The following is a 5,594-nucleotide window of genomic DNA, read 5'->3' on the forward strand; positions in this document are numbered from 1 at the left end:
TGTAGCCTATATCATCTACAAAGATCACAATAATATTTGGTTGTTTATTTTTACTGTTGACACAAGCTGACATTGTTGTCAGGTAAATTGTCACAAAAACGAATAAACGAATTATTCTGATTAAATTCTTCATTTTTAGTTGTTTAAAGGTGTTACCAAATTTTCTACCATAATTTTAATTTGTTTTAAGTTTTATCATTTATTTTTTTATCATTTTTTAGAAACTACAAACGTTATAGATTCTCCTTTAATAAAAGTTTTTTCTTTTTTAAATTCAATTTTTCCAAAATCATTCAATATAAATGAACTAAGCATCAAATCTCCATTTTTAGAAGTAAGAATCACTGTTTTACCCAAAGCAGAATCAAGCACTTCTAAAGTTCCATATTGATAACCATTAGACCAGAAAAAAATTCCGTTTTTAGCGTTAAAACTCATGGAATGATCTACGGCAGAATATTGAAAACCAGTATAGGCTAATATGCCTGCCCATGCTGCCATAGCTCTAGCGTATCTATGACCGTATTCTCCTTCATTAAAGGGGTTTCTTTTGAATCCGTCATAACGATTTCTAATATCTTTAAATATCTGTAATCCATTTTCTACTTGACCTTCATAAATCATGTGAGCGGCTGTACTGTACTCAAAACCTGTCATTAACTCAGTGTAATAAGGAAATGGGAAATCTAATAAAGTTCCTTCTTTTGGGTACGATGCCATAACAAGTCCAGCCTCATCGCCTAAAGCAAAGCTTCTAAAGGTGTTAAAATGTTCATTAAAATTATCAACATAATTATATTTCATAATACTTTTCAAGGTAGTTTGTACATGCTCTTTATCTAAAACATAACCTAAACCAGCTGTATGCGATAAATACTGCCCCACTAATTGGTCAACCAAACAACCTTTACCCAGCTGCGCTACTTTACTAGCCCCTTCTGGAATATGATGTTCATAAAATTCTCCATTAAAAAGATTACCATCTATCCATTTACGCCCTTTTTCATAAAGCCCTCTACATTCTTTGGCAAAAGCCTTGTCTTTTAAATGATGTGCCATTTTTTCTGAAGCTTTTAAAGCTCCTAGATACCAAGCTGCCATTTGAGGGTTAGGGCCTACATAATTAATATCCATAGTATTATGTTGACTGCCTTCCATAACTCCATCTTTATTTACATCCCAAATACCAGTCCATGCAAATGCCATAACCTTTTTTATATTTGGCCACATTTCTTTCAGTTTTTCATCATCACCAGATAGTTGCCAGTCGCGATATACTTTTATAAGCGTTCCCATTTGCCCATCCGCTGCCCATTTTTTAAAGTCTTTCCCTCTTTTTTTTATAGGCAAACCAACACGATGACTTTGACCTCCATTGTCATTTACACTGTGCAAAAATTCAACTTCCCTGAATTTGGTAGCCAAATCACCAAACACAAAAGGTGTGGTAGACTCATAATTCCAAACATGAGTACAGGTTCCAAATCCCCAACCAGAAGATTTATCTGCACCAATTTTTGTTCCTTTAATACTTCCTGTACCTTCAAAACCAAAAGGTAATCCATCGGCAGTACGAAATACCGTTTGGCTTCTTAAATTATTCAAATTGAACAATCCTGCTTCTTTCAATACATCTGGTATATCACTGTTAGCTAAGCTACTTACAAAATCTACTGTTTTATTTTCCAATGCTTCTAAACTTGTGGCTGTTTGCTCTGCTACGGCCCAAGCATCTTGGTATAAAGTTGTATAATAATTACCAACAATTTCTTTACCGCCACCGCCATTATGTGTTCCATGATCCCAAGCTCTACGATTTGGAAAATGCCAAGTCAACATAAATGTTACCGTTTTTGATTCTCCTGGCTGCAACACTTGCTTAACTGCTAAAGTAGCTGGAGGTGTTTCTATCTTTTTATTGTCTTTTACATTATGCCCTCCAATAAAAGTTGTTTTACCATCATTTTTGGTTACTTTTTTACTTTCAGGGTGATCTGTTAACTTCCCATCGGCAATAAAATCGTCCCAAAACTCACGAAACGTCCAATTCCAACCTAATCTTGCCCAAGAAGTTCTATAGCTAATATCTCCATTTGAAGTGGTCGTTAGTGCCATGGTTCCCCAATTCGTGTCTTTTTTATCTACGCCTTCAGAATACATATACAGCCCTTTTACTCCATTTGATTCTTTATAATCATTATAATTATCTTTAGGCTTCCCTGTCCAACCGTCAACGCCAATATAGTTAGGCACCATACCTACCACTGAAGTTTCAATAGGCTTATTTGTGTTATTTGTAATCACATAACGTAGTACAGCAACTGGAATACCACTTTTATCTGCATCACCCATAATAAGAGGATTAAACGCTTCTAAACGTACATCTACAGGCACATCTTTATGTTTAAAATTAACTTGCGCTAAAGGGTATGCTGCCGAAAACGTGGTTTCTTCAAATCGTGGAAAACCAGAATTTACAGCATCTGCTCCCCAATCTCCGTAATAATCTTTGGTTGAAACAGGTCCTTCTAATACTTTTACAGCGGCTTCTTTATTTTGTTCTTTATAGTATAAGGCGAAAAACGGCCCATTGGCAATGGTAGGTTGTACAAACTTAAAGGCCGGTAAATATCCTAATGCACCACGGTTCATGATTTCCCAATCTCTTAAATCTCCTTTCCCTCCAATGGACACTGTACCCGTACCTATCCCTCCAAGAGGCATAGCAACTTCGTCAATATATTTTCCTTCATAGGTTTTTAATACAGGCCATTTTTTATTTAATTGTTGTGCTGACACCACCGATGTACATAGCACGAAAAAGATTAAGGCTTTTACTGATAGTTTCATTTTGATTTCAATTTTAGAATTATTTCGTTTTTCATTTTATTATTATATCAAAAGTTATTCCTCCTAGCTTTTTTTAAAACCAAGTTTCTATTTTAAAGTGATCTTGTAGAGATAATTCTTGTTCTTTAAAGCTAATTTTATATTTTCCGTCTTTATAGTTCCCTATGCTATCTATGAATGTATTGTTTACTGTTATTTTTAATTCTTTTACTGTATGTTTTGGAATAATAGAAAATGACTTAAGTTTTAATTTTCCATATTCTATTTTAAGCATATTTTCTTGGCCTTCATTACTTATTTTTTGAATAAATGTCCCCCAACTTTCTGCTGTCGTAAAAGCACATTTAAAATCTTCAGGGTGTATTTTTGGATCAAAACCTAACTCTCCTTTTGGACCATGGTAGTGATAGCCACAAGCAGCCAAATACGTACCATAAGAAGCCATAGAACGTGCATAATGACTAGAACACTCTACTTCATCGTACGGATTTCGTTTGGAACCATTATAGCGTTCATGAACTGCTTTCATAATAGACAAACCCTCAGTTAACATATCCTCCCATACCAAGTGTGAGGCAACTTGATATTCAAAACCATTCATACATTCATCAAAATACCCTCCTGGACCAATCCAAAACTCTGAATTATCTGGGCGTTCTGTCATACCTGGGACAGCTTTATCATCGCCTCCAAGTGGCCAAGTGGTCATTATTAATCCTGCTTCTCCAGGCATTACGTATAGGCGATCGCCTTTTATTTCTTTATGATCTAAAGCATATTGTCCTGCATCAGGTGAGAAATTATATTTCCAAAGTGACTTTAATGCCGAACGAGTTTCTTTTTGCGGCAAGACATCAGGTAAATTTACTTGATAGCCAAAACTTTGCCCTAATACCTGGTCTATATGACATCCTTTATTGGTATTGATTGAATTATAATCAGGAGGAAGGTGAATAAAATAGTTGCCATTGAACAATTTATCAACCATATTCTTTTGCCCAATTGGAATGATTCTATTACAACTCGTTGCAAACTCATCATCACCTATTTCCAAAGCCATTTGTTCACAAGCTTTAAGAGCAGCCAAATAGAGTCCAGTAATCCATCCCATAGGGCCATACCATGCAGAATCTAAAGTATGTGGTTGTTTTCCTTCTATTAGCCCATTACCATTGTCCTGGGCTATAATATATCGCATAGACTGTTTTACTTTATCCCAGATTCGGGTTAAAAAAGCGTCATCAATTGACATTTGATGTTCTCTATATACTCTTATGATAGTCCCTAATTGACCATCAATAGCAAAAGCGCCACCAGTAAAATTATCTAAATTTTCTGCTCTAAAAGAAATAGTTCCTTTATCGCTATATCCAATACTATAATCAACTTTTTCTCTCAAATTCCTTTCTAAAGAAGGGAAAATACGGGCCATCCCTTGAGCATATTGCCAAACATGTGTACAGGTTCCTTCACAACAATCAACACCTTCCCAACCCCAAAATCGACCATTATTAAACAAATGGCTAGTTTGTGTTGCTAAACAATCTATAGATATAAAAGAGCGATCTAAAAACCAATAGGGTAAGGTAGAATTGTACCAAGTTTCGTTCCACTTTAAAGTTGTACTTGAAAGTTTTTCAAAATTTTTAGACACATAAATTGCTACCTCATTAGCATCATTATAATGTAAAGCGTAATTACGTTTTAAAATATTAAAATCTTTTATCTGTCCCATTACTCCAGAACCAGAAGCATCAATATTGTAATGAGGAAAATACCAGCTTATTAAAAACGTAATGGTTTTACTTTCGTTTGGTTGTAATTCTAAGAGTGTCGATACACTTCCTATCAAAGATTGACTTAATGAGGTTTCAGCTGTAGTTTTTTTATTTTGTTCAAAAACAAATTCTTCGTCTAAATTAGGATTGGCATTACAGGCTTGATTTCCTAATAAAGAGATAGCCATATTTCCATATCCTTTTCTTTTTTTTAATCCTTCGCCTGAAGCAGTCATAAACACCGTCGTTTTTCCATTTTCAGAAATAACAATATTTTTTCTTCTTCCGTCAATATCATCTGTATTAGGGCATACAGTATTTTCAAGCCATCCACCTATGTTTAATTTTAAAGTTTCTTTGCTATTGTTTGTAATTTTATACGAAAGTACAGTTACGGGGATACTAGAGTCTTTAATATTTAAAGGTATAAATGGCGAATATGCTGTTAAATCAACACTTAGTGGAGTATCGTTTTTTTTATAGGATACTTTTGCTATAGGATACTCGCCTCTAAATGAAATAGTATCAAACCCTTCGCTATCTAATCTTAATGTATTAGTACTATCTGCTTGCTGATACTGAACTGAAAATCCATTTTTTACCTGAAAAAGATTGTTTTCTTTTGATGATGTTCGAGGTTTTGGATATAAACCTCCCATGCTAAACTCATCTAAACGCCATCTTTTATTGACATCTGGGTGATTTGGACTTGTTGGTGCTTCTCGATTATAATTAGATTGAAAAATATCCCAAAGCCATAACCTTCCATCTCCACTTATATAAAGTTGTCCACAACCAACTCCACCAATTGGCATTCCTATGTATTTTAACTCATCTTTCAATGAAGAATATACTTCTGGAATACCTCTTTCCGTTAAAGATTTAACCCATTCTAGAGACAACATTTTATCTGCTGGAATTAAATGGCCATATTTTGTTTTGCTTACGAAATCACAAGCGGACAAA

General features: G+C 34.5%; 2 protein-coding genes. Both read right to left on the reverse strand.

The genetic code is table 11. The features are described 5' to 3' along the window. Positions 1–210: 210 nt before the first annotated feature. Positions 211–2,850: a GH116 family glycosyl-hydrolase gene (locus AC34EU_RS08625; protein ID WP_489696213.1), complete on the reverse strand. Its 2,640-nt coding sequence runs from the start codon at positions 2,848–2,850 to the stop codon at positions 211–213. Between the two features lie 73 nt (positions 2,851–2,923). After that, positions 2,924–5,594 (reverse strand): GH116 family glycosyl-hydrolase (locus tag AC34EU_RS08630; protein WP_489696214.1); only part of this gene is annotated, 2,671 nt, incomplete at its 5' end.

This window comes from Candidatus Marivariicella framensis, from assembly GCF_982709265.1.

Bases quoted from the DNA above. Each gene is read 5' to 3' on its own strand.
- AC34EU_RS08625 (WP_489696213.1), bottom strand. From the start codon at position 2,850: ATGAAACTATCAGTAAAAGCCTTAATCTTTTTCGTGCTATGTACATCG.